General features: G+C 72.3%; 25 protein-coding genes and 2 tRNA genes. 14 read left to right on the top strand and 13 right to left on the bottom strand.

The annotated features are described in order from the left end of the window. Window positions 1-901, bottom strand: a 901-nt coding sequence (locus Q0116_RS00940; protein ID WP_297884626.1) for a deoxyribodipyrimidine photo-lyase, incomplete at its 3' end; no start/stop codon positions are given. Between the two features lie 111 nt (window positions 902-1,012). Here Q0116_RS00940 and Q0116_RS00935 point away from each other — a divergent pair. From Q0116_RS00935 to Q0116_RS00920, 4 genes are all read left to right on the top strand, one after another. Next, window positions 1,013-1,552 (top strand): Hsp20/alpha crystallin family protein, encoded by a 540-nt coding sequence (locus Q0116_RS00935; RefSeq protein ID WP_297884624.1) that lies wholly within the window; start codon window positions 1,013-1,015, stop codon window positions 1,550-1,552. A 125-nt stretch (window positions 1,553-1,677) separates the two neighbouring features. Then, window positions 1,678-2,091: an Hsp20/alpha crystallin family protein gene (locus Q0116_RS00930; protein WP_297884622.1), complete on the top strand. Its 414-nt coding sequence runs from the start codon at window positions 1,678-1,680 to the stop codon at window positions 2,089-2,091. A 65-nt stretch (window positions 2,092-2,156) separates the two neighbouring features. After that, window positions 2,157-2,789, top strand: coding sequence for a protein-L-isoaspartate(D-aspartate) O-methyltransferase (locus Q0116_RS00925; protein ID WP_297884620.1), 633 nt, complete (start codon window positions 2,157-2,159; stop codon window positions 2,787-2,789). A gap of 49 nt (window positions 2,790-2,838) precedes the next feature. Continuing rightward, window positions 2,839-3,612 carry a protein-L-isoaspartate O-methyltransferase gene (locus tag Q0116_RS00920; RefSeq protein WP_297884618.1) on the top strand — a complete coding sequence of 258 codons (774 nt, stop codon included), beginning with the start codon at window positions 2,839-2,841 and terminating at the stop codon, window positions 3,610-3,612. 31 nt (window positions 3,613-3,643) lie between these two features. Here Q0116_RS00920 and Q0116_RS00915 read toward each other — a convergent pair whose 3' ends face one another. Next, complete coding sequence (locus Q0116_RS00915; RefSeq protein WP_297884616.1) at window positions 3,644-4,120, bottom strand: carboxypeptidase regulatory-like domain-containing protein; 477 nt, start codon at window positions 4,118-4,120, stop codon at window positions 3,644-3,646. Window positions 4,121-4,175: 55 nt separating this feature from the next. Between Q0116_RS00915 and Q0116_RS00910 the strand changes: the two genes are divergently transcribed. From Q0116_RS00910 to Q0116_RS00895, 4 genes are all read left to right on the top strand, one after another. Then, window positions 4,176-5,387, top strand: coding sequence for an ATP-binding protein (locus Q0116_RS00910; protein WP_297884630.1), 1,212 nt, complete (start codon window positions 4,176-4,178; stop codon window positions 5,385-5,387). Window positions 5,388-5,430: 43 nt separating this feature from the next. Continuing rightward, window positions 5,431-5,832 carry a CrcB family protein gene (locus tag Q0116_RS00905; RefSeq protein WP_297884615.1) on the top strand — a complete coding sequence of 134 codons (402 nt, stop codon included), beginning with the start codon at window positions 5,431-5,433 and terminating at the stop codon, window positions 5,830-5,832. Then, complete coding sequence (locus Q0116_RS00900; protein WP_297884613.1) at window positions 5,829-6,191, top strand: CrcB family protein; 363 nt, start codon at window positions 5,829-5,831, stop codon at window positions 6,189-6,191. Before Q0116_RS00905 ends, Q0116_RS00900 begins: the two co-directional genes overlap by 4 nt. 100 nt (window positions 6,192-6,291) lie before the next feature. Then, window positions 6,292-6,606 carry a hypothetical protein gene (locus tag Q0116_RS00895; protein ID WP_297884611.1) on the top strand — a complete coding sequence of 105 codons (315 nt, stop codon included), beginning with the start codon at window positions 6,292-6,294 and terminating at the stop codon, window positions 6,604-6,606. Between the two features lie 79 nt (window positions 6,607-6,685). Here the strand turns inward: Q0116_RS00895 and cca are convergent, their stop codons facing one another. Beyond that, window positions 6,686-8,134, bottom strand: coding sequence for a CCA tRNA nucleotidyltransferase (cca, locus tag Q0116_RS00890; protein ID WP_297884609.1), 1,449 nt, complete (start codon window positions 8,132-8,134; stop codon window positions 6,686-6,688). 150 nt (window positions 8,135-8,284) lie between these two features. On the opposite strand from cca, the gene Q0116_RS00885 reads away from it, so the two are divergent. The 3 genes from Q0116_RS00885 to Q0116_RS00875 all read left to right on the top strand — a co-directional run bounded on the left by Q0116_RS00885 (window position 8,285) and on the right by Q0116_RS00875 (window position 9,029). Then, window positions 8,285-8,393: transfer RNA gene (locus tag Q0116_RS00885), tRNA-Asn, on the top strand. A 53-nt stretch (window positions 8,394-8,446) separates the two neighbouring features. After that, window positions 8,447-8,911, top strand: coding sequence for a group I intron-associated PD-(D/E)XK endonuclease (locus Q0116_RS00880; RefSeq protein ID WP_297884628.1), 465 nt, complete (start codon window positions 8,447-8,449; stop codon window positions 8,909-8,911). Between the two features lie 42 nt (window positions 8,912-8,953). Further along, window positions 8,954-9,029, top strand: a tRNA-Ile gene (locus Q0116_RS00875). Between the two features lie 46 nt (window positions 9,030-9,075). On the opposite strand, the gene Q0116_RS00870 is transcribed toward Q0116_RS00875, so the two are convergent. Beyond that, window positions 9,076-9,939, bottom strand: coding sequence for a TIGR01548 family HAD-type hydrolase (locus tag Q0116_RS00870; protein ID WP_297884607.1), 864 nt, complete (start codon window positions 9,937-9,939; stop codon window positions 9,076-9,078). An 87-nt stretch (window positions 9,940-10,026) separates the two neighbouring features. Continuing rightward, complete coding sequence (locus Q0116_RS00865; RefSeq protein ID WP_297884605.1) at window positions 10,027-10,494, bottom strand: UPF0146 family protein; 468 nt, start codon at window positions 10,492-10,494, stop codon at window positions 10,027-10,029. Between the two features lie 39 nt (window positions 10,495-10,533). Between Q0116_RS00865 and Q0116_RS00860 the strand changes: the two genes are divergently transcribed. The 3 genes from Q0116_RS00860 (at window position 10,534) to Q0116_RS00850 (ending at window position 12,677) form a co-directional block, all read left to right on the top strand. Beyond that, on the top strand, window positions 10,534-11,055 hold the full coding sequence (locus Q0116_RS00860; protein WP_297884604.1) for an archaemetzincin family Zn-dependent metalloprotease: 522 nt from the start codon (window positions 10,534-10,536) through the stop codon (window positions 11,053-11,055). Window positions 11,056-11,172: 117 nt separating this feature from the next. Next, window positions 11,173-11,472: a DUF6432 family protein gene (locus Q0116_RS00855; RefSeq protein WP_297884602.1), complete on the top strand. Its 300-nt coding sequence runs from the start codon at window positions 11,173-11,175 to the stop codon at window positions 11,470-11,472. 47 nt (window positions 11,473-11,519) lie between these two features. Then, window positions 11,520-12,677, top strand: a complete 1,158-nt coding sequence (locus Q0116_RS00850) for an aminomethyltransferase family protein (protein ID WP_297884601.1) — start codon at window positions 11,520-11,522, stop codon at window positions 12,675-12,677. Window positions 12,678-12,710: 33 nt separating this feature from the next. Here the strand turns inward: Q0116_RS00850 and Q0116_RS00845 are convergent, their stop codons facing one another. The 8 genes from Q0116_RS00845 to Q0116_RS00810 all read right to left on the bottom strand — a co-directional run bounded on the left by Q0116_RS00845 (window position 12,711) and on the right by Q0116_RS00810 (window position 20,685). After that, window positions 12,711-13,886 carry an inorganic phosphate transporter gene (locus Q0116_RS00845; protein ID WP_297884599.1) on the bottom strand — a complete coding sequence of 392 codons (1,176 nt, stop codon included), beginning with the start codon at window positions 13,884-13,886 and terminating at the stop codon, window positions 12,711-12,713. Beyond that, on the bottom strand, window positions 13,886-14,014 hold the full coding sequence (locus Q0116_RS00840; protein WP_297884597.1) for a hypothetical protein: 129 nt from the start codon (window positions 14,012-14,014) through the stop codon (window positions 13,886-13,888). Before Q0116_RS00840 ends, Q0116_RS00845 begins: the two co-directional genes overlap by 1 nt. A 429-nt stretch (window positions 14,015-14,443) precedes the next feature. Next, the gene (locus Q0116_RS00835) at window positions 14,444-14,977 is read right to left on the bottom strand and encodes a metallophosphoesterase (protein WP_297884595.1); all 534 of its coding nucleotides are present in this window, start codon (window positions 14,975-14,977) and stop codon (window positions 14,444-14,446) included. Between the two features lie 467 nt (window positions 14,978-15,444). Beyond that, entirely contained in the window at window positions 15,445-16,428 is a 984-nt protein-coding gene (locus Q0116_RS00830; RefSeq protein WP_297884593.1) for a replication factor C small subunit, read from the bottom strand. A 73-nt stretch (window positions 16,429-16,501) separates the two neighbouring features. Continuing rightward, a complete protein-coding gene (locus Q0116_RS00825) occupies window positions 16,502-17,419 on the bottom strand; it encodes a DUF5995 family protein (RefSeq protein WP_297884592.1) in 918 nt (305 codons plus the stop codon). Between the two features lie 102 nt (window positions 17,420-17,521). Further along, window positions 17,522-18,466 carry an electron transfer flavoprotein subunit alpha/FixB family protein gene (locus Q0116_RS00820; protein WP_297884590.1) on the bottom strand — a complete coding sequence of 315 codons (945 nt, stop codon included), beginning with the start codon at window positions 18,464-18,466 and terminating at the stop codon, window positions 17,522-17,524. Then, window positions 18,466-19,254, bottom strand: a complete 789-nt coding sequence (locus tag Q0116_RS00815) for an electron transfer flavoprotein subunit beta/FixA family protein (RefSeq protein ID WP_297884588.1) — start codon at window positions 19,252-19,254, stop codon at window positions 18,466-18,468. The genes Q0116_RS00820 and Q0116_RS00815 overlap by 1 nt, the downstream gene beginning before the upstream one ends. A 144-nt stretch (window positions 19,255-19,398) precedes the next feature. After that, on the bottom strand, window positions 19,399-20,685 hold the full coding sequence (locus tag Q0116_RS00810) for a hypothetical protein (RefSeq protein ID WP_297884586.1): 1,287 nt from the start codon (window positions 20,683-20,685) through the stop codon (window positions 19,399-19,401). Window positions 20,686-21,009: the final 324 nt, after the last annotated feature.

The following is a 21,009-nucleotide window of genomic DNA, read 5'->3' as shown; positions in this document are numbered from 1 at the left end:
CCGCGTCGTCGTCGCGCCACGCGATCTCGTTCGGGAACGACTTGTAGTTCGACACGGCCAGGTCCGGGTTGTAGTACAGCAGGTGGTACATCTGCTCGCGCCACGAGAGCTCGTACCGGTACTTGTCGACGTTGCGGCGCTCGCCGCCGGTCACGGCGTCGTACACGTCGCCCGCGCCCGCCCACAGCTCGCGGATCCCGATCGCCCCGGTCGCGAGGTACGGCGACATCCGCGAGACGGCGTGCGTCGGGGCCTCGACGGCCTTCGGGAGGTCGTCGCGGGTGTCGTTGTACGAGGTGATCCCGTAGTCGAGGAACTCGTCGAACCGCTCGCGGGCGGCCTCGTACCCCGCGTCGGGGAGGTCGATGTCGGCGTCGGGCTCGGGGACCGTCTTCCCGTCGCGCACGTCGGCCAGCGCGTCCGCGTCCGGCTCGGCGTACGGACCGCGCTTCGGCACGGCCTCCCAGTCGCCGTGGAACTGACTGTGGTTCGGGTAGCGCGCTTCCAGCCGCCCGGGGTCGACCATGACGAGGTCGGTCCGCGAGTCCGTGTCGACGCCCGCGCCGGCGAGCGCGTCTTCCACGGCCCGCTGTCGGTTCCGACGGGCCGCTCGGTACTGCTCGTTGTAGAACACCGCCTCGGCGTCGTGCTCCGCGGCGAGGTCGACGAGGACCTCCGCCGGGTCGCCGGCGCGGACGATCAGGTCGCTCCCCAGTTCGCGATACCGCTCCTCCAGTCGCTTCACGTGGCGGAGGAAGAACGCGCGCTGGCGCGCGCCGACCGTTCCGAGCAGGTCGGCGTCGTACACGAACACCGGCACGACCTCGCCCTCCCGCGCCGCGGCGGCGAGTCCGGCGTTGTCCCGCGTCCGCGCGTCGCCTCGGTGCCAAAACAGGCGCATACGATCGCCAGGGCCCCCAGCGGATAGTGTCTGTCGGCCGCGTTCCAATCCGGCCCGCGTCGCCCGCTCCGCCAGTACGTTCAAGACGCTCCGTCACGAATCCTGACCTGTATGACCCGACGCGATCCCTTCGACGAGATCGAAGACCTGCTCGAACGGATGGGCCGCGAGTTCGAGGAACTCGGTGGGACGCTCGAGGGGACCGGCCCCGAGGTCCCGCGGTTCCCGGGCGCTCGCGACGTCGACGTCGACGTGGTCGAGGACGACGAGACGATCACCGTCCTCGCCGACCTCCCCGGGTTCGACGCCGACGACGTCGACGTCGAACTGCGCGACGACGCGCTCGTGATCACCGGCTCCCGGGAGGAGTCGACCGAGTTCGCCGTCGACGAGGGAGGTCACGCCGACGAACCGGCAGAGGATGAGGGCGACGCGGCAGATGCGGACGACTCTGAAGACGCCGACGACTCCGACGACGTCCGCTATCACCGCCGCGAGCGCCGGTTCAGTTCCGTCTCCCGCCGGGTTCCGATTCCCGGACCAGTCGAGGCCGACGCGGCGACGGCCTCGTTCGACGCCGGCGTGCTCACCGTCACGCTCCCCAAGCGCTCGCCCGACGACGACCGCGGGCACACGATCGACGTCAGCTGAGTCCCTAGTCTCGCCGGCGCGCGCGGCGCGGAGCGCGAGCGCGGCCGAGATACCGGAAGCCGCCGCGGCCGCGAGATAGCACGCGTCAGTCGCTATTTAATACCTCACGGCCCCTTCCTGTCGGTATGGACGCGACGAATCCCTTCGACGAGATCGAGCAGCTCCTCGGCCGCACCCCCTTCGCCGGCGAGCGGGCCTGGGGCCGCGACCTCCGGACCGCCGACATCGACGTCGCCGAGTACGACGACGAGTACGTCGTGATGGCCGACCTCCCCGGGTTCGACCGCGACGAGATCGACGTCCGGGCACTGGAGGACCGACTCACGATCGCGGCCGAGCGCGCCGCGGAGCGCGAGGACGCGGACCGTCGATACCTCCGCCGCGAGCGCCGTCACGAGTCCGTCACCCGGACCGTCGACCTCCCGGCGACCGCCCGCCTCGACGACGCGACCGCGACGTACCGCCACGGCGTCCTCACCGTGACGGTCCCGCTCGACGCGGTCGACGCGGACGAGGGGCACCGGATCGACGTGAACTGACCCGACCGGCTCGACCCCTTCCCCCCGCCGATGCTTTCTCCACGCACACCGTGCTACCGACTCGCATGAACGACGGCGACCGCGCGGCCGAACGACGCGACCTCGTGAGCGCGCTCCGACGGCGCCTCGACGCGAGCGAGCGGACGCTGTCGGCGATCGGGGCCGTCCCCCGCCACGAGTTCGTTCCCGAGACGCACCGCGAGTCGGCGTACGCCGACCGACCGCTCCCGATCGGCCACGACCAGACGATCAGCGCGCCGCACATGGTCGCGGTGATGACGGACCTCCTCGACGTCGAGCGCGGCGACCGCGTCCTCGAGGTGGGGACCGGCTGCGGCTACCACGCTGCGGTCGTCGCCGAGGTCGTCGGCCCGGGGAACGTCTTCTCGGCCGAGCGCCTCCCCGACCTGGCGACCGCCGCCCGCGATCGCCTCGATCGCCTCGGCTACGACGTGACCGTCGCGGCCGCCGACGGGCGGGAGGCGTTCGCCGACGAGGCCCCGTTCGACGCCGCGTACCTCACCTGCGCAGCGCCCGAGGCGGTCCCCGACGCGATCGTCGACCGCGTCCGACCGGGCGGTCACGTGGTCGCTCCCGTCGCGGACGGCGGTCGCCAGCGGCTCGTCCGACTCGCGGTCCGAGAGGACGGCGTCGACCGCGAGGACCACGGCGGCGTGCGGTTCGTCCCGATGCGGTAGCCGGCCCGCCGAACACACAGTTTTAGAGGACCGAGCCCTCAGACCGCGCATGGACGACGCGTCGCTCAGGGCGGACATGATCGAGGGGCTCGAACACCAGATCGGCGAACCGATCGAGCCGCCCGTGCTGACCGCGCTCCAGCGCGTCCCCCGCGACCCCTTCGTCGACGACTCGCCCCGCGGCGGCGTCGTCGACGAGGACGACCCCCACTCGCTCTCCCTCGCGACGGTGGTCAGGCTGGTCACCGCGCTCGACGTCGAGGGGGACGACACGGTCCTTGTCGTCGGCGCGGGGATCGGCTACTCGGTCGCGATGCTCGCCGAGATCGCCGGCGCGCGCCGCGTCCACGCGGTCGACATCGACCGCGCCGCCGTCGCCGCCGCGCGGTCGAACCTCGACGCCGCGGGCTACGAAGCGGTCCTCGTCGACCGCGCGGACGGGGCCGACGGGCTCCCGGCGTACGCGCCGTACGACCGGATCCTCCTCGAGGCCGCCGTCGTCGAACCGCCGCGCGCCCTCCGCGAACAGCTCGCGCCCGGCGGCCGGATCGTCTACCCGCGCGGCGCGGGCGTTCAGACGGTCACGGCGATCGAGCCGTCGGCCGCACCGGACGCCGACGCGGGCGATGACCCCGCACCGGCCGGCTTCGAGACGGTCGAGACGCACGGGCCGGCGCGGCTCCAACCGATGCTCGTCGACGGCGAGCAGCCCGGGATGGAGCGAAACCGCACCCGTCGCGAGGACGCCGAACGCGCCGAGCGCGGTCGCCGCCGCCGGCACGGCTGGGAACAGGACTGGATCGACTGGGACGACCACCTCTGAGGCCCGGCGCTCCGCGGTCGGAATCGCCGCCTCACTCCTCGACGACGAGCACCTCCGTGTTCCCCCGTTCGTCGACGTAGTCGCCCTCAGCCGGCGGCTTGACGTCTATCGTGAGCGTCCCGTCGGCCTGATTCGGACCGAGTTCAGGATCGACGTCCACGGTCGCGACGCCCTCCGCGTTCGTCTCCGCGGTGGCGACGCCGTCGATCCGCGCCGAGCCGCCGCGGACGATGACCGTCGCGTCCGCGACGCGGGAGCCGTCGGGGTCGACGACCGCCACGTCCAGCGACTGGTCGCCGGGCGTGGTCACCTCCGGCTGCGGCTGTGCGTCGAGCTCCGTCGCGGCGAGGCCGTCGATGTCGCCGATCATGCCCATCATCACGCTGAGGCTGGCGACCCCGACGACGAGCGCGATGACGAGCCGGACCGGAAGCCCCTCTATCGCGCGGGTGTCGGTGCTGAACGTCCGGCGGTTCGCGGTGCGCGAGTCGTGTGTTCGATCGGACATACGGCCCGCTGGCCGCGGCATCGGTTATAAAACGTCGTCCGACCGTTTTTATCCGATACCGGGGCCACCCGACCGCGTGTACGTACTCGGTCGCGGCGGAACGACCGACGACCTCGACCGCGGGACCGCGAGCGACGACGGGACCGCACACGGTGACGAGACGAACTGCGACGACGGGAACGACCGCGACGCCGACCAACGGCCCCACACCGCTCGGATCGGGTCCTTCCTCGCCCGCGACGGGAGCGCCGGCGCGGCGGTCGGCGTCGACCTCGACCGCCCGCACGCGGGCGTCGTCTTCGGGAAGCGGGGCACCGGGAAGTCGTACACGCTCGGCGTCCTCGCGGAGGAACTCGCCGCCGCCGAGGGCGTCGCGCCGGTCGTCGTCGATCCGATGGGCGTCTTCGGCGGCCTCGAGGTCGCCGGCGGCCGCGTCGTCGACCCCGCGGTCCGGCCCGCCTCGATACCGCCGTCCGCCTGGCCGCCGTTGCTCGGGCTCGATCCGGCGAGCGGGCCCGGGAGCCTCGTCTGGCGCGTCGTCGCCGACGCCGTCGACGACGAGCCTGGAGCCGCGAGGGACTCGGACATTACAACCGAGCCGGACCCCTCGCCGTCGATCGCGGCGCTCCGCGAGGCGGTCGCCGCGGCCGACGCCCCGCGTGAGACGCGGCGCGCCGCCGCGAACCACCTCCGGCTGGCGGCCTCGTGGGACGTCTTCGACGCCGACGCGCCGCCGGTCGCGTCCCTCGCGGCAGAGGGCGCTCCCGCCGTCATCGACCTCGCCGGAATCCCCGACGCCGCCGCCGCGGCCGTGGTTCGCGCGGTCGCCCGCGGGCTCTACGACGCGCGGATCGCGGGCGATCTCTCGCGGCTCCCGTGGCTGCTCGTCGACGAGGCGCACGCCTTCTTCGACGGTGTGGCCGAGTCCGCGCTCCGGACGCTCCTCACCCGCGGGCGCGCTCCGGGCGTCTCAGTGGTCTGTGCGACCCAGCGGCCGGCCGCGCTGCCGAGCGTCGCCGTCTCGCAGTCCGACCTGCTCGTCTCCCACCGCCTCACGGCCGCGCGCGACGTCGACCGATTGGCGGCGGCGGAGGCGACCTACCTCGCCGGCGACCTCGCCTCGCGGCTCCCCGACGGCGTCGGCGAGGCGCTCGTCGTCGACGACGCCACGGAGACGGCCCATACGGTTCGGATCCGCGAGCGACGGACGCCTCACGAGGGCGAGAGCCCGCGGGCGAGTCGGTTGTCGGACGGCGGGCCGGGGTGACGGGGTTCAGAACCCACAAGTCGCGCCGGCGACACCCCGGCGCATGGAACGAACGCCGTACGGATTCCTCCTCGTCGCGGCCGGGGGCTTCCTCGGCGCGGTCGCCAGACACGCCGTCGACGTGGGGGTCGGCGGCGTTCTCGCCGCTGCGTCCGGTAGCCGGCTCGCCCCCCTCGCTGGCGTCCCGACCGGCGTCGGGACGCTGGTCGCGAACGTCGTCGGCTCGTTCGCCCTCGGTATCCTCCTGACCCGCGCGTCGAGCGACCGGATCCGACTGCTCGTCGGAACGGGCGCGCTCTCCTCGTTCACGACGTACAGCACGTTCGTCGCCGACGCGGTCGCGCTCGGGACGCCGGCGGGCGCGTGGTACGTCGGCGTCAGCTACGCGACCGGGTTCGCCGCGGCCGCGCTCGGCCTCGCGGTCGGCCGGGGGTGGCGGCGATGACCGCGACACCGCTGCTCGCGGCGACGCTCGTCGGCGTCGGCGGCGCGCTCGGGGCCGTCTCGCGCCACGCGGTCGGCCTCCGCGTCGAGGGGCGCCGGTCGGTCCTCCTCGTCAACGCGCTCGGGAGCTTCGCGCTCGGGGCGGTGTCCGCCGCCCCGATCGGCTCGACCGCGGCGCTGTTATTCGGCGTCGGCTTCTGCGGCGCATTCACGACGTTCTCATCGTTCGCGGTGGGAACGGCCCGCGCAGCGACCGAGCGCGGGCCACGCGCCGCGGCGACACTCGCGGCCGCGACGCTCGCCGCGGCGCTGGCCGCCTTTCTCTTCGGGTCGCTCCTCGCCGCTCGCGTCTTCGGCTAAGCGTCGGTTGCTCCCGCCGACCGAGACCGTTCAGCCGGAATTACTCCGCCGGAGGTCGGGAAGCGATAGGTACAGGATCCTCCGGTCCCTACGCGGGGCCGTGACCGACACCGACCGCTCCGTCGACGGCGAGTCGACCGCTCCGGCCGACTCGGGAGGTTCCGCCGACGATGCGGCCCCCGAGGACGTCCCCGACTTCGGCGACCTCTCGATCCTCCAGCGCGGCTTCGTCGCCGCCGCCCAGAACCCCTCGCGGGGACTGCTCGTCGTCGGGCTGTTCGTCTTCGCGCTCGCCTTCTACGCCGCGTTCTGGCTGACGTTCCCCCGCGCCGCCGGCCTCCTCACGGCGGTCGCGCTGGTCGTCGCCGCCGTCGCCGCGGTCGTCTACTGGCTCCTCGACCGACTCTCCAGTTGACCGCCTCTCGTCACGGTCGCTATCGGCCGCTTCGTGGCCGTCCCTCTTGGTTGCTTCCCAGCGGTCCTCCTCGGCAGCCTCACGGTCGGGGCTCGTAGAACTCCCGCAACGGTCGGCCGAACGCGGGCGCGAGCGTCGCGACCGCCTCGCCGACCAGCACGTCGCGGTCGTCGAACGCCGGCTCCACCCGCGCGCCGAGCGCCACGTCGCCCGCGGCGTCGCTCTCCAAGTACTCCCGGACGGTGGCGAACTCCCGCTCGCGCTCGACGACGTACCGGTCCCCGTCGATGAACGGCCCGTACGTGTCCGGGTCGACGTCGTCCACGTACGACTCGTAGAAGCTCGCGGCGTGTTTCCGTACCGCGACCGGCGGCCCCTCGTGACGCGCGACCGCCGGTCGTTCGGTCACCTCTAGTTCCGCGTACAGCGCGGCCCGCGTCGACTCGTCGGCGTCGGCGCGCTCGGTCGCCTTCTCGTCGCCGCTCGCCCCGTCGACGTCACTTCCCCTGCTGCCGTCCGTCTCTCCCGCGGCGTCGGTCATGGCGCGCGCTCGGAGCACGTCGAACCCCCGCTCGTTGAGGCCGCCGACGATCCCGTCCAGCGATCGGCGGAGCTGCGGCCACAGCTGGTCGTCGACCACGTCGGGCGCGTCGAAGACGACCGCGACCGGCGTCGTCCCCCGCCGGTCGAGGTGCGCGCGGACCTCCTTGGGGTCGAGCGGCTCCGGCTCGTCCGGTTCGAAGAGCCCCTCGGTCGGGGCCGCGAGCAGCTCCCGCGCGTAGTGCTGGAAGCGCGCGAGGTTCGTCGCCGACAGGACCGCCGCGACGTTCCGCGTCGGGTCCGTCGGGTCGACGACGACGAGGGGATCGTCGAACGTGCGCTCGGCGTGCCCCTCGGGGTCGAACTCCACCGGCGGGTGCCAGCTCCGCGCCGACTCGACGAGCGGGACGAACCCGCCGAGCTCCAACACGAGCAGCTCCGTGAGATACCCCGAGAACCCCTCGGTGCGGAGGTCGCTACCGTACGCGCCGATCCCCTTCAGGAACGCCTTCGCCAGCACCACGTCCGCGGCGAGGTCGTCGTCGAGCCGCGCGGAGAGGTACGCGTCGTGGAACGGCGTGCGGTCGACCGCGGAGACCAGGTCTCCCGCCGTCTCCACGTCGTGACAGGGCACGAGGTCGACGTCGAACCCCTCGTAGCTCCCCTTCACGTACGGGTGCTCGGCGAACTCCTCGTGGCCGTCGGGGAGGACCGCGTGGCCGACGTCGAGGCCGTACTCCTCCAGTTCGGCGCGGTCGAGGTCCGCGTCGAACCGGACGAAGAGATCGATGTCGCGGTCGCCCGCGACCCACGTGCCCCGCGCCGTCGACCCGACCTGGACCGCGTCGGCGTCGACGGGGAGGTCGGCGATCGCCTCGCGGGTCCGGTCGGTCAGCGTCGCGGCCGCCGCTCGCAGCCGCTCGCGCTCTTCTGGCTCCGGGAGGACCCGCTCGCGGACCCGCGACAGCACCGCCTCCAACTCGTCCATACCGAACGGTCTCGCGGTCCGGCCGAAAACGTGTCGGTCGGATCGGCCCCGGAGCGACGACTGTCTCGGTATCGTTTCGCATCCCCCGGATCCCTCTCCGTCGGGCGGAAACGAAAGCCCTATCAAAACGACGCGAGTACCCGGAAGTGAGCCGAAGTAGCTCAGTTGGTAGAGCGCCTCGCTGTTACGACGTTCGGCGGAACCTCCCCCGGCCGTCACAGTCACGAGGCGGTCCCAGGTTCGAGTCCTGGCTTCGGCGTCCCTCTTCGCTCGCGGCCACTCGTTTTGTACGGGACCGACTCATCCCCTCGTATGTCGCGTTTCGAACAGTACGACCGCCTCGAAGAGCCACAGAAGCGCGGGCAGGCCACGGAAGCGATCGTCACCGCTGAACTGATCGCTCGGGACGTCTCGGTACTCACGCCGGCGTACGACAACGAACCGTACGATCTCGTCATCAGGGTCGACGACGAATTCTACCGGTTACAGGTCAAGACGGCCTACGACGGGAAGAGTGACGGCGCGGTGGAGTTCCGGACTCGGAGCGTCCGAACCAAAAGCGACGGATACGAGCGAGAGGGATACGACGGAAAGATCGACTACTTCGCCGCTCTGAACGTCCGAACGGAAGAAGTGTATCTCGTCTCGATCGACGACGCGGGATCGGCGGTGACGACGATCCGATACGAGCCCGCAGCGAACAACAACCGAGCGAACGTCAACTGGCACGCGGAGTACCGGCTCGATACGGTTCTCGACGAGCTCCGGTCGGGGTAATGCGGTAACCTAAAGAAGATCCCTTGTATACCTGCGATCGCCGGGCCTTTAGCTTAGTCTGGCTCAAAGCCCTCCGCTCATAACGGAGTGATCGCCGGTTCAAATCCGGCAAGGCCCATTTCCAAAACTACGTCGACGAAGCCGTGGCCACGTCGCAGTGGCGACTACTCCAACAGCTCCACCAGCTCGTTCACGTCCTCGACGACCGCGTCGGCCCCGTTCCCGGCGAACTTCTCGCGGCCGGCCTCGCCGGTGAGCCCGCCGGTGAGGACGCCGACGCCGTAGTAGACCCGCGTCTCGTCGGCCTCGTCGGCGTTGCGCGCGGTCCGCACGTCGTCGAGGGTGTCGCCCGCGAACGCGACGCGCTCGACGTCGAACCGCTCGGCGAGCTCGACGAGCGCTCTGGGGTGCGGTTTCCCCTCCTCCCAGTCGTCCATCGTGAACCGGCGGTCATCGGGCACGTCGAGGCCGACACGCTCCAAGGCGATGTCGGCCTCCGCGGCCGGCCGGCCGGTGAGGACGCCCACGTCGAATCGCGCGGTGAGGTCGGCGATCGTGTCGGGGTCGACGAGCGTCGGCTCGTCGTGGATGTACCCGTCCTCCTCGGACGGCGGCTCGCCGCCCTCCAACTCGCGGTACAGTTCGCCGCCGAGGTACAGCGCCTGAAACGTCTCGCGGAGTTCGTCTCGGTCCCACTGGTCGCGGACGCGGGCCTGCGCGACCCGCGGGAGGTCGCCGACGACCTCCTTGGCGGCGTCGAGCCCGCCGCCGAGGTCGGCGACGCGGTCGGTGAACTCGTCGACGTCCATCCGGAGCCCCTCGCGGCGGGCCAGCACGAACAGCGCCGCCGCGTCCGTCAGCTCCCAGTCGTTGTTGAACCCGCCGGCGTCTTTGAACGCCTGGACCGCGTCGCGGTCGATCGGCTTGCCGCAGACCCGGTCCACCGATTCGAGGATCGCCCGACGGTAGGAGTCCGCCACGTCGACTAACACCCCGTCGATGTCGAGGACCACTGCGTCGACCTGCATACCGCAACGCCGCCCGGCGGCGGAATGAACGTTCGGGTTCGCGGTCGGCGTCGCCGGTCCGAGCGACGCGGCGACGGCGGCGACCCGTCAGCGCGCCGCGTACACGACGGTCCCCGACGCGGCCGCGCGGCGGGACACGCCGACGACCGGCTCCTCGAAGCCGAGCGCGGTGAACAGGCAGGCAGCGTTGAGGACCTCGGCGAGGGCGACGGTCGGTCGCTGGAGTTCGGCGGGGAGGTTCCGCGCGTACACCGCGTCGACGCCGCCCGCGTCGAGCCCGAGGGCGTTCCGAACCGCTCGGTCGTCTGCGGCGGTCGCGAGTACCGTCACGTCCGCGGCGACGACGCGGAGCGATCCCCCGTTCGGGGTCCGTCCCTCCGTCGCGGCGTCCCGCGCCGCCTCGCTCACGTCGACGTCGAACGCGACGACCTCGCGGCCCCGGTCGGCGAGCGCCCGAGCGACCGCCGGGCGCCGTCCGACGCCGACTTCGATCAGGCGCTCGTACGGGTCGAGCGCGCCGACGAGCGCCCGCTCCGATGGCGGTGGTGGTCCCACGGCGCGGCCTTTATGACCGCGGCGGTCAAAAGCGATTTCATGCTCGTGGACATCGTCCCGGTCGGGGAGGTCACCCCCCGAGTGAAACGGGAGGCCTCCGGTGCGCTGCGTTCCGTATACGACTGTGACGTGACGGTCCACGACGACCAACCGATCCCCGACACCGCCTTCGACGCCGACCGCGACCAGTACCGCGCCGAGGACCTCATCGAGACGGTCACGCGGGTCGGCGGCGGCGAGAAGAACATCGGGATCACGCCCGAGGACCTCTACTACCGCCGCCGGAACTACGTGTTCGGCCTCGCGTACCTCAACGGGAGCGGCTCCGTCATCTCCACGCACCGGCTCCGCACCTCCTCCGACGGCGGCGTCTCAACCAAGCCCGCGATCGACGTCTTCGGCGACCGCGTCCGCAAGGAGGTCGTCCACGAGATCGGCCACACCCTCGGCCTGGAGCACTGCGACAACAGCAAGTGCGTGATGTCGTTCTCCCCGACCGTCCGCGAGGTCGACGTGAAAGAGGAGAACCTCTGTGGCACCTGTTCTCGGCTCGTTCGCTGACGCTCCACCCGCCGCCTTCTGACGGTCGCCGCGCCCGTCCACTCACCGTCTTCAGACGTTCGCTGTGCCCCTCCGACCGCCGGTAGACGTAAAGTCCGCCCCGCACAAGGAACGGGTATGGCCGCAAAGCCGGAATATCGCGACCGGCCGGACGTCGAGGTCGCGCTGCTCGACGCGCTCGTCGACCGCGGCGACGAGGGGATGACCGTTCTCGAACTGCGAGCGGCCGTCGACGCCGACATCGACGCCGTCGAGGAGTCGCTCTCGGCGCTCAAGGAGGACTCGTTGATCACCGTGGAGACCGATGAGCGCGTCCGCGTGTACGCCCACGAGCGGGTGATCCCGGACCCGGACGCGCCGACCGACGAGCCCGCTGAGGGCCTCGTCGACGCGATCCGCGACCGCCTCGGACTGTAGCCGCCGGAGACGGCGGCCTTTTGCCTCTCGATCGCCTCCGTGCGACCATGACGCTCGTCTCCGGCACCCACGACGCGCACGGCGCCGTGTACCGCGACCGCGGCGGCCGCGAGGTGGTCGACCACTACGGGAAGCCCGTCCGCGTCGGCAAGGCGGTCCGCAACGTCGCCGGCGTGATCGAGATGGGGTACGGCGTCCTCGCCGTCAGGGGGGCCGACCGCGTCGAGTTCGTGGACAACGCCGTCTCGAACCGCGTCCCCGCCGCGGACGGCGAGGGGACGTACGCGCTCCTCCTCGACCCCCAAGGCGGGATCGAGACGGACATGTACGTGTACAACGCCGACGAGCGACTGCTCGTCTTCCTCCCGCCGGAGCGGACCGAGGCGGTCGCCGACGACTGGGCGGGCAAGGTGTTCATCCAGGACGTCGAGATCGACGACGTCTCCGACGAGTTCGGCGTGTTCGGCGTCCACGGGCCGAAGTCGACCGAGAAGGTCGCCTCCGTCCTCGGCGGCCCCGGCGCGCCGGAGGGCCCGCTCTCCTTCGTCCGCGGGTCGATGGTCGACGCCGGCGTCACCGTCATCGCGACGGACTCCCCGCTCGGCGAGGAGGGGTACGAGATCGTCTGCGCCGCCGCCGACGCGGGCGACGTGTTCGACACCCTGATCAACCGCGGGCTCAACGCCGCGCCCTTCGGCTACCGGACGTGGGACGCGCTCGCGACCGAGGCCGGCACGCCCCTCTTCGAGCACGAGCTGGCGGGGGCGGTCCCGAACGTGCTCGGCCTCCGGAACGCGCTCGACTTCGACAAGGGGTGTTACGTCGGCCAGGAGGTCGTCTCGCGCGTGGAGAATCAGGGTCGCCCGAGCCGCCGGCTCGTCGGCCTCGAACTCGACGGCGTCGCCGAGGCGGTCGCCGACGTCGACCCGGACGCGGACCCGCAGGGGATCGACGCCGCGCTCCCCGCGTCCGGCGCGGCCGTCTTCGACGGCGACGAGGCGATCGGCGAGGTGACGCGGGCCGCGGTCGGCCCCGCGACGGACGTGCCGGTCGCGCTGGCGCTCGTCGCGTTCGACGCCGAGCTCGGCGCGGTCACCGTCCGCGTCGACGGCGCGGAGAGCCCGGCCACCGCCGTCGACCTCCCGTTCGTCGACGGGGGCGTCCGCTCCGGCCGGCTGCCGACGTATCCCGAGCTGCGCGCCTGACGCGGCTCGCGAGGCTCGCAGCGGTGACAGTTTTCACACGACGAAGTCGACTACCGAGTAGAGGCCGAACCCGAGCGTGAACGCGCCCACGAGCGACCCGATCCACGCAAGCACCGTGTATCCCATCTTCCGTCGGCTTACGCCCGCGTCGCCCGCCGCGTAGCCGGCGCCGACGATCGCGGAGACGATGATCTCGTTGAACGAGACGGGGATCCCGAAGGCGACGGCGGTCTGCGCGATCGCGAACGAGGGGATGAGCGCCGAGATCGACCGTCGCGGTCCCATCGAGGCGTAGTCCTGCGAGATGGCCTTGATCATCCGCGGCGCGCCGGTCCACGACCCGGCCAACAGCCCGACGCCCCCGCCGACGAGCAGCGCCCACAGCGGAACGCCCACGTCGCTGAATATCGGGACGAGCGGCCCGATCGCAAGCCCGACCTGCGACCCGCCCGCCGAGAACGCGACGAGCCCGCCCATCGCGAGCAGGAACCGCCGCTGCGCCCCCGCGCGGTCGCGGCCGAGGTCGACGTACACGGCGACCGAGACGAGCGCGGCGATCGCGAGGGTCACCGCGGGCGCCCCCGCGGTCCCGACGTTGAGCCCCGACCCGAGGACGGTCGCGACCGACGCCTGCTCGCCGGCGGGGCCGAGCAGCGCGAAGCCTACGTTCGCGAGGATCGCTCCCACGACGCCCGCGAGGACGGCGGTGAGCGGCCGCTCCGAGAGCGCGTCGCCGATGAGCAGGCGGGCGACCCCGTAGGCGACGCCGCCGCCGACGAACGGCGTGAGCACCCACAGCGTCATGATCTCGCCGTACTTCGGCCACGCCGGGCTGCCGCCCATCGCGAGCCCGACCCCGACGACGGCCCCGGTGACGGTGAACGCCGTCGCGATCGGGTACCCCGCGAAGACGCCCATCGCGACTAAGGCCGCCGCCGTGACGAGCGCGACGATGGCGGCCGCGGCGGTGAGCGTCACGCCGCCGATCAGCTCTGTCCCGACCGCCTCCGTCACGTTCGCGCCCTGGAGTATCGCGCCGAGCAGGCCGAGGACGCCGACGACCAGGCCGGCGCGCATCACGGAGATGGCGTTCGCGCCGACGGCGGGCGCGAACGGGGTCGACCCCGAGGAGCCGGCGCCGATCGACCACGCCATGAAGAGGCTCGCGGCGGCGGCGACGAGCAGCGTCGCTGCGGTGACGAGTACCATCAGTTCCGCCCGTCGTTGTACCCCTCGTTCAACCCCCTCACCGTGCGGCGGACGAGGAGGAACCCGAAGAAGAACAGCCCGAGAAGTCCCACCAGAATCAGGACGAACAGCGGTTGGACCGGAAGCATACGAGCGAATCCGTCGGCACGCGGTTATAAGTTTCGAGCGGGTGGTCGCGCGCCCCGCCCGCCTCCCCCCGTTCTTCGGGCGATCGGACCGGTGGCTAAAACGCGCGTTTGTGCCTCAGCCACGTATATGTCGGTCTCCCTCCTACGTGTAATCGCGACCCCCGCTTCGGCCCTCACGCGCCCGGAACAGCCGGCCGACGCGCCGGCCGGTCGGACCCGTACCGCTCCCTCCCCTGCCCGGTACCCCCTCCCCGGCCGACCAGCGCGACCGACCGCCGGCGTCCGCGCCCGAACCGCCTCGTGCGCTCCACCGTGCACCCGACCGTCGGCCGGTCCGGCCGTTCGCGGGGCGTCGCGATCGGTCCCCGCCGACGCGACGGCGACGACGCCCGTGCGATTCTCTCGGCTCCGCATCGCCCAGTTGTACCGTTACTCGACGCTCGTTCCCTCGATCCGGAAGGTCTCGAACGGCTCCCCGTCCGGCGTCACCAGTCGCCCGTCGAGCCCGCCTCCGGACTCGCCCTCGACCGGAGTCAGTTCCGCGTGCGCCGGCCGGTTCCCCCGCGGCTGGGCGTGGCTGCCCGGGTTCAGTATCGGGAGCCCGCCGGCGTCGTCGAACCGCGGGCGGTGGCTGTGGCCGCAGATCACGGCGTCCGCGTCGCGGCCGCGGCCGAGCATCACGAGCCCGGTGTCGCCGCTGCGGTGTCGGTGCGTGACCGCGAACCGGACGCCGGCGTACTCGACGGTCCGCACCTCGGGAACCCGGTCGCGGATCGCCGCGTCGTCGTTGTTGCCGTAGACCGCCCGGAATCGGGCGGCGGCCGACCGAAAGGCGTCCAACACCGGCTCCCGGTAGAAGTCGCCGGCGTGGATCACCAACTCCGCCTCGCGGACCGCCTCCGCGGTCCGCCCCTGTAGCCGCGACTCCTCGCGTGCGTGCGTGTCGGAGACGACGACGAGCATACCGGGAGTCCGCGCCGGCGTGAGTTAAAAAGCGCGCTCGCCGCGGCGGCGCGTGCCTCCGAGTGGCCGCCGAAGGCGGCCGCGAGGAGCACGCGCGAGGTCGTCGGGCTACGCCCGACTGCCAGAGGGACCGAAGGTCCCTCGCTGGAGTCGGTCGCCCGGAGCAGCGCGGAGGGCGACCGACGAGGCTGGGGAGGCGTGAGGCGCGGTTGCTGTGCGGGGCGGGACTCGAAGGGGCAGTCGCGAGGACGGCGCAGACGACCTAAGCACCGCAGGAACGAGCGCAGCGAGTGACGAGGAGCGCAACGAGTCGCGCCGTCCTCGCGGCTGGGGCTTCGGAGGTGTCCGTCGTCACTCCGGACTCAACGACGCGCCGTCCTCGCGGCCGGGGCTTCGGAGGTGTCCGCCGTCGCTGGGTGGTCTGTACCTGGTAGACAAGCGGGCGGAGACTCGGACCCGGTCTATCGCTACTCGCCCAGCGAGAGCGCCGCGAGCAGCGACTCCAACTGGACCTGCTCGTTCGCGCCCTCGGCGATCCGGTAGTCGGCCTCGCCGATGCGCTCCATGAGCCGCACCGCCTCGCGCTCGCTCAGGTCGAACTCCCACACGGAGCGGTGGAGCTGGTCGATCACGTCGCCGCCGGCCATCCCCGTCTCAGTGAGCAGCACGTCCAGCGTCGACCGGGCCCTGGCGAAGTCGCCGTCCAGCGCGTCGGTCACCATCGACTCGATCTCCTCCGGACGGGCGGTCGCCGTGATCGCGTACACCGCCTCCTCGTCGACGACGTCGCCGGTCGTCGCCGCCGCCTGGAGCGAGTTGATCGCGCGGCGCATGTCGCCGTCGGCCGCGTACACGAGGGCGTCGACGCCGGCGTCGGTGACCTCGATCTCCTCCGCGGCCGCGATCTCGCGGACCATCCCGCTCACCGCCTCGTCCGAGAGCGGCGAGAAGCGGAAGACGGCGCACCGCGACTGGATCGGGTCGATGATCTTCGACGAGTAGTTGCACGAGAGGATGAAGCGCGTGTTGTCGGAGAACTGCTCCATCGTTCGGCGGAGCGCCGACTGCGCGTCGTCCGTGAGCGAGTCCGCCTCGTCGAGGAACACGATCCGGAAGTCGCCGCCGAACGACGAGCGCGCGAACCCCTTGATCCGGTCCCGCACCACGTCGATGCCGCGCTGGTCGGAGGCGTTGAGCTCGAGGAAGTTGCCCCGCCAGTTGTCCTCGCCGTAGATCTCGCGGGCGATGGCGGTGGCCGCGGTCGTCTTGCCGATCCCCGCGGGACCCGAGAACAGCAGGTGGGGCACGTCGTCCTGCGCGATGTAGCTCTGGAGGCGCTCGACGATCGCCTCTTGCCCGTGGATGTCGTCGAGCGTCTGCGGCCGGTACTTCTCGATCCAGATCTCCCGCCCGGTCGCGGTCGCAGCCGCCTGCTCGTCGGCCTCGCTCATTGTCGGATCCGAGGGTCGGTGGGGTGATAAACGAACCGAGAACGGGACGCGACCGGCGCGCCGCGTCCCGCCGCTACGTCCGGCGCCGGGTCGCCTCGCTGAAGGCCCTCTCCACGCTCGCGTCGACCTCCGCGTCCCGCATGCGAGCGTGTTCGTCGGCGTCGACGTCGGGCGCGAGCAGGACCGCGGCGGCGCCCGTCGCGACGGTCTCCGTCCGCCAGTCGACGTACGGCTCGCCGGCCCACGCCGGGAGGTCGGCGCGCAACACGGCGTTCCGCCAGGCGAACTCCCGGAGCGCCTTCAGCCCCAGCAGCGCCAGCCGGTCGTCGAAGGGGTCGAGCAGCCGGTCGATCCCGGCGATCCCGACCGCGTCGTACGCCTCGACGAGCGCGTCCTGCGCCGTCTGGACGAGCCGCGCGAGGATCGCGTTTATCCGGTCGTGGTCCTCGCGCTTGACGCCGCGGTCGGAGTCGATCCCGACGTCGCCGAGCGTGTACGTGAGGTCGTACGCGATGTGTGCGTTGATCCCGAGCAGAGCGTCCTGCGCGACGAGCGTCTCGCCGCGGGCCGCCGCGGCGAAGGCGAGCAGCCACGGCCGCGGGAGCGACCCGAACGCGCGGCGCTCGAACGCGACCAGCGCCCGCCGGTAGCGCTCCGCGAAGGCGACGAGGTACGCGGCGGCCCACTCCGCGTCGACGAACGCCCCGCCGTCGATCGCGTCCCGGACCGTCGCCGTCATCCGGACGTACACCGTGAGGAACACCGCGCGCCGGTCGCCCCGCTCGCGGAGGTACGACTCGGTCCGCGCCAGCCGCTCGTCGACGTCGGCGACGGACGCGAACGGGGTCTCCACCAGTTCGAGCAGCGCCGCGTCGGGCTCGTCGCCGGCGAGTTCCGCGGCGATCGCGTCGGCGTCGGCCGTCCGTCGGAGCCCGCCGAGCAGGGCGCTGGCCTCCGCGGCGGTCGGGACGACGGTGCGGATCGGGATCATCGCGAGTCGGCGGCGTAGCGCCTGCCGCGCCGCTACACCGCCGGGGTCAAAGAACGTTGCTGCGGGCCGGCGGGCGTCGCCGCCGCGCGGACCGGGTTCCGCCTACGCGAACTCGTCGATGAGCTCGGGCACCACGTCGAAGAGGTCGCCGACGATCCCGTAGTCGGCGATGTCGAAGATCGGCGCGTTCGGGTCGGTGTTGATCGCGACGATCGTGTCCGACCCCTTCATGCCGGCGACGTGCTGAACCGCGCCGGAGATGCCGACCGCGATGTACACGTCGGGCGTGACGACCTTCCCGCTCTGCCCCACCTGCCGGTTCTTCGGTAGCCAGCCGTTGTCGACGATCGGCCGGGAGGCGGACAGCGTCGCGCCCAGCGCGTCGGCGAGGTCCTCGATGAGCTCGATGTTCTCCTCCTCCTCGATCCCGCGGCCGACCGAGACGAGCACGTCCGCGTCCGCGATGTCGACGTCGCCGCCGCCGACCTCCTCGAAGCCGGTGACGCGGGCCCCCGACTCGGGGACGTCGACGTCGACCGACTCGATCGCCGCGTCGCCGACGCCCTCCGCGGGCGGCCACTCGCCGCCGCGGACCGTGAGGACGAACCGGTCGCCGGCGACGTCGACGGTCGTCTCGACCTTCGATCCGTACATCTCGCGGGTGACGGTGAGCCCGTCGTCGTACGCCATCCCGACGGCGTCGGTCACGATCGGGACGCCGAGGGCCTCCGCGAGCGCGGGGGCGTAGTCGAGCCCGTTGACGGAGTTCGGCAGCACCACCGCGCCGGCGTCGATCCCGTCGGCGAGCTGCGAGAGCGCCGCCTGGTAGGCGTTGTGGTCGAACTCCTCGCCGTCGGCGACGGTGTGGATCGCGTCGACGCCGTCGCGGTTCAGGTCCTCCGCGAACCCGTCGACGTCGCCGCCGATCACGGCGACGTGGAGGTCGGCGCCGCGCGCGTCGGCGAGCTCCCGGCCGGCCGTGATCGCCTCGTACGAGACGTCCCGGAGCGCTCCGCGACGGTGTTCCGCGGCGACGAGCACGCTCATCACGCGCTCACCCCCTTCTCGCGGAGGACCTCGGCGAGGCGATCCGCGGACTCGCCCGCGTCGCCCTCGATCATCTCCGCGTCGGACTCGCTCTCGGGCTCGTACATCGACGTGATCGTCAGCGAGCTCTCGACGTCGTCGGCGGTCAGGCCGAGGTCGGACAGGTCCTTCGCGGCGATCTCCTTGCGCTGGGCCTGTCGGATCCCGCGGAGGCTCGCGTACCGCGGCTCGTTGAGCCCGGTCTGGACGGTCAACACCGCCGGGAGGTCGACCTCGGTCAGCTCCTCGACGCCGCCCTCAAGCTCGCGGTGGACGTGCGCCACGCCCGCGTCGGCGTCCACGTCGAGGTCGTTGACGACCGCGGCGTGCTCGAAGCCGATCCGCTCCGCGAGCGCGACGCCGGTCGCGCCGAACCCGGTGTCGGCCGCTTGGACGCCGCCGAGGACGAGGTCCGGCTCCTCCTCCGCGACGACCGCCTCGAAGAGGTCGACCTTCGAGGCGACGTCGGCGAACGCGCCGTCGAGCGCCTCGTCCCAGACGCGGACCGCGCGGTCCGCGCCCTTCGCGAGCGCCATCCGGATCGTCTCCTCGGTGCGCTCCCGTCCGACGGTGACGGTCACGACCTCGTCGGCGATGCCCGCCTCGGCCAGTTGGACGGCGGCCTCGACGGCGTAGTCGTCCCACTCGTTGAGGTCGTACTCGAGGTCGGACTCGGCGATGTCGGTCCCCTCGATCGCGAAGTCGTCGTCCGCCTCCGCGACCTCCTTGACGGTCACCAGAACCTTCATGATCGTTACTCGGTCGCTCGCCCTGTAATGGTTTTCGGAACGGGCGAGGACGGACCGGCGGTTTCCGCTCCGCCCCCCCGGTTCGACGGCCCTCTCGCGCCGGAGCGGCGCTCGATCGCGGGCCGTCGCCGCGACCCCGGCCGGTCAGCGCCCGACGTCGCGTCCGTCGGTATCGCCGCCCACGTCGCCGCCGGCCTCCTCGTCGTCGGGCAGCGAGATGAGGTTCTCGCGGCCGAGCCGGAGCTTCTCGACGCGCTCCTCGTCGGCCATCGCCGAGAGCAGCTGCGACACCTTCGCGTCGGACCAGCCGGTCTCGGCGACGATGTCGGCCTGCCGCATCCGGCCGCCGTTCTCGCCGAGGAGCCGCTCGACGCGCTCCTCGTCCGACAGGAGCGAAAGGTCCGGCTCCTCGCCCTCCCCGTCGGCGGACCCGTCGGCCGCGCCGGAGTCTTCCGTCCCGCCCGCGTCGGGGTCGCCCGCGGAGCGCCGCTCGGTGCCGGCCGGCGCGTCGCCATCGCCGTTCGCGATCGGGTCGCCCGGCGCGTCCTCCTCGGCGCTGACCCGGCGGTACCCGACGACGCTCCCGGCGACGAGGGCCGCGGCGAGCACGATCGCGGCCAGAAACATCCCCCACGGCGGCGAGGCCACCCCGGCGGGGCCGTACACTATCGCCACGGGCTCGCCGCCGTCGAACGTCTGCGGCCCCTCGATGATCACGTCGCCGTCGGAGAGCTGCGTCACCGCGGTGCTCGGCGTGCCCGTGACGGTGTACCCCTCGGGCGTCCGCACCTCCAGCGTCTGGTCCGCGCCGAGGCTGCGGAGCCACGTCGCGTTGTCCGGCGTCGTCAGCGCGTCGCCGAGGACGAGGTTCTCGCCGTCCTGCGCGAGGAAGGCGGTCCACGTGAACGTCAACCGGAGTTCGCCGACCGCGGCCGCGTCGTCCGTCGCGACGTCGAACTCGCTCGGGTCCTCGTGGACGACGACCTCGCGCTCGACGCCCTCGATGGCCATCGACCGGTCGACGTTCCGGTTCGCCTCGCGCCGGAACCCCTCGAACAGCTCGGCGTCGGGGCCGACCTCGCCGTCGCGGAAGCGGTCGCCGACGGTCCTGAACGTCGCCGTCTCGTTCTCGTCCGCGAGCGAGTACCGCACCGCGACGGTCCAGTCGGCGCTGCGGTCGGGGTTCAACGCGACTCGGATCCGCGTCGCAGACGGCGACGTGACGACGTCCTCGGTCTGCGGTCGGGCGGCCGTCGAGCGGTCGTTGACCGAGCCGCGAACCGGCGCGTCGGCCGCGGTGTGTACCACGGTGTCGTCCGCGTGGAGGGGAGAGGGGACGGTGGTCGCGCCGTCGACCGCGCCGCCGGCGCTCGCGACCAGCGCGAGCGCGACGGCCGCGACCAAGAGCGCGCGAAGGGCGGGGTTCCGCATACGTCTCGGGCCACTCGCGCGCCGGGCAAAACGCTTTCCATACGCTGTTTTTTGACAGGAAATCTGTACGAGTCCCCGGCGCGACCCCGCGGACCGCCCAGCCGCGGGCCCGAATCGCTCCGGTCGCGTCCTCCGACCGCAGTGGGTGGATTTTTTATATCGGGGGTCGAACGCCGAGACGATGAGAGCCCTCCAGATCGCCGTGGTCGCGGTCCTGCTGCTCGTGGCCCCGGTGGCCGGCGTCACCGCCCCGGGCGCCGCCCCGCAGCCCGCCGACTCCGCGGTCGCCGCCGACTCCGCGTCACCCGCCGACGCCGCGCCGTC

Source organism: uncultured Halorubrum sp., from assembly GCF_937146585.1.
Taxonomy (GTDB): domain Archaea; phylum Halobacteriota; class Halobacteria; order Halobacteriales; family Haloferacaceae; genus Halorubrum; species Halorubrum miltondacostae.
This window is presented reverse-complemented; position numbering and strand designations above follow the sequence as displayed.

What these genes read in the sequence shown, in the direction of transcription:
- Q0116_RS00830 (WP_297884593.1), bottom strand. Translation starts at nt 16,428, where the DNA reads ATGAGCGAGGCCGACGAGCAGGCGGCTGCGACCGCGACCGGGCGGGAG.
- Q0116_RS00935 (WP_297884624.1), top strand. Translation starts at nt 1,013, where the DNA reads ATGACCCGACGCGATCCCTTCGACGAGATCGAAGACCTGCTCGAACGG.
- Q0116_RS00880 (WP_297884628.1), top strand. Translation starts at nt 8,447, where the DNA reads ATGTCGCGTTTCGAACAGTACGACCGCCTCGAAGAGCCACAGAAGCGC.
- Q0116_RS00825 (WP_297884592.1), bottom strand. Translation starts at nt 17,419, where the DNA reads ATGATCCCGATCCGCACCGTCGTCCCGACCGCCGCGGAGGCCAGCGCC.
- Q0116_RS00845 (WP_297884599.1), bottom strand. Translation starts at nt 13,886, where the DNA reads ATGGTACTCGTCACCGCAGCGACGCTGCTCGTCGCCGCCGCCGCGAGC.
- Q0116_RS00905 (WP_297884615.1), top strand. Translation starts at nt 5,431, where the DNA reads ATGGAACGAACGCCGTACGGATTCCTCCTCGTCGCGGCCGGGGGCTTC.
- Q0116_RS00850 (WP_297884601.1), top strand. Translation starts at nt 11,520, where the DNA reads ATGACGCTCGTCTCCGGCACCCACGACGCGCACGGCGCCGTGTACCGC.
- Q0116_RS00925 (WP_297884620.1), top strand. Translation starts at nt 2,157, where the DNA reads ATGAACGACGGCGACCGCGCGGCCGAACGACGCGACCTCGTGAGCGCG.
- Q0116_RS00855 (WP_297884602.1), top strand. Translation starts at nt 11,173, where the DNA reads ATGGCCGCAAAGCCGGAATATCGCGACCGGCCGGACGTCGAGGTCGCG.
- Q0116_RS00900 (WP_297884613.1), top strand. Translation starts at nt 5,829, where the DNA reads ATGACCGCGACACCGCTGCTCGCGGCGACGCTCGTCGGCGTCGGCGGC.
- Q0116_RS00915 (WP_297884616.1), bottom strand. Translation starts at nt 4,120, where the DNA reads ATGTCCGATCGAACACACGACTCGCGCACCGCGAACCGCCGGACGTTC.
- Q0116_RS00920 (WP_297884618.1), top strand. Translation starts at nt 2,839, where the DNA reads ATGGACGACGCGTCGCTCAGGGCGGACATGATCGAGGGGCTCGAACAC.
- Q0116_RS00860 (WP_297884604.1), top strand. Translation starts at nt 10,534, where the DNA reads ATGCTCGTGGACATCGTCCCGGTCGGGGAGGTCACCCCCCGAGTGAAA.
- cca (WP_297884609.1), bottom strand. Translation starts at nt 8,134, where the DNA reads ATGGACGAGTTGGAGGCGGTGCTGTCGCGGGTCCGCGAGCGGGTCCTC.
- Q0116_RS00815 (WP_297884588.1), bottom strand. Translation starts at nt 19,254, where the DNA reads ATGAAGGTTCTGGTGACCGTCAAGGAGGTCGCGGAGGCGGACGACGAC.
- Q0116_RS00810 (WP_297884586.1), bottom strand. Translation starts at nt 20,685, where the DNA reads ATGCGGAACCCCGCCCTTCGCGCGCTCTTGGTCGCGGCCGTCGCGCTC.
- Q0116_RS00835 (WP_297884595.1), bottom strand. Translation starts at nt 14,977, where the DNA reads ATGCTCGTCGTCGTCTCCGACACGCACGCACGCGAGGAGTCGCGGCTA.
- Q0116_RS00870 (WP_297884607.1), bottom strand. Translation starts at nt 9,939, where the DNA reads ATGCAGGTCGACGCAGTGGTCCTCGACATCGACGGGGTGTTAGTCGAC.
- Q0116_RS00820 (WP_297884590.1), bottom strand. Translation starts at nt 18,466, where the DNA reads ATGAGCGTGCTCGTCGCCGCGGAACACCGTCGCGGAGCGCTCCGGGAC.
- Q0116_RS00840 (WP_297884597.1), bottom strand. Translation starts at nt 14,014, where the DNA reads ATGCTTCCGGTCCAACCGCTGTTCGTCCTGATTCTGGTGGGACTTCTC.
- Q0116_RS00930 (WP_297884622.1), top strand. Translation starts at nt 1,678, where the DNA reads ATGGACGCGACGAATCCCTTCGACGAGATCGAGCAGCTCCTCGGCCGC.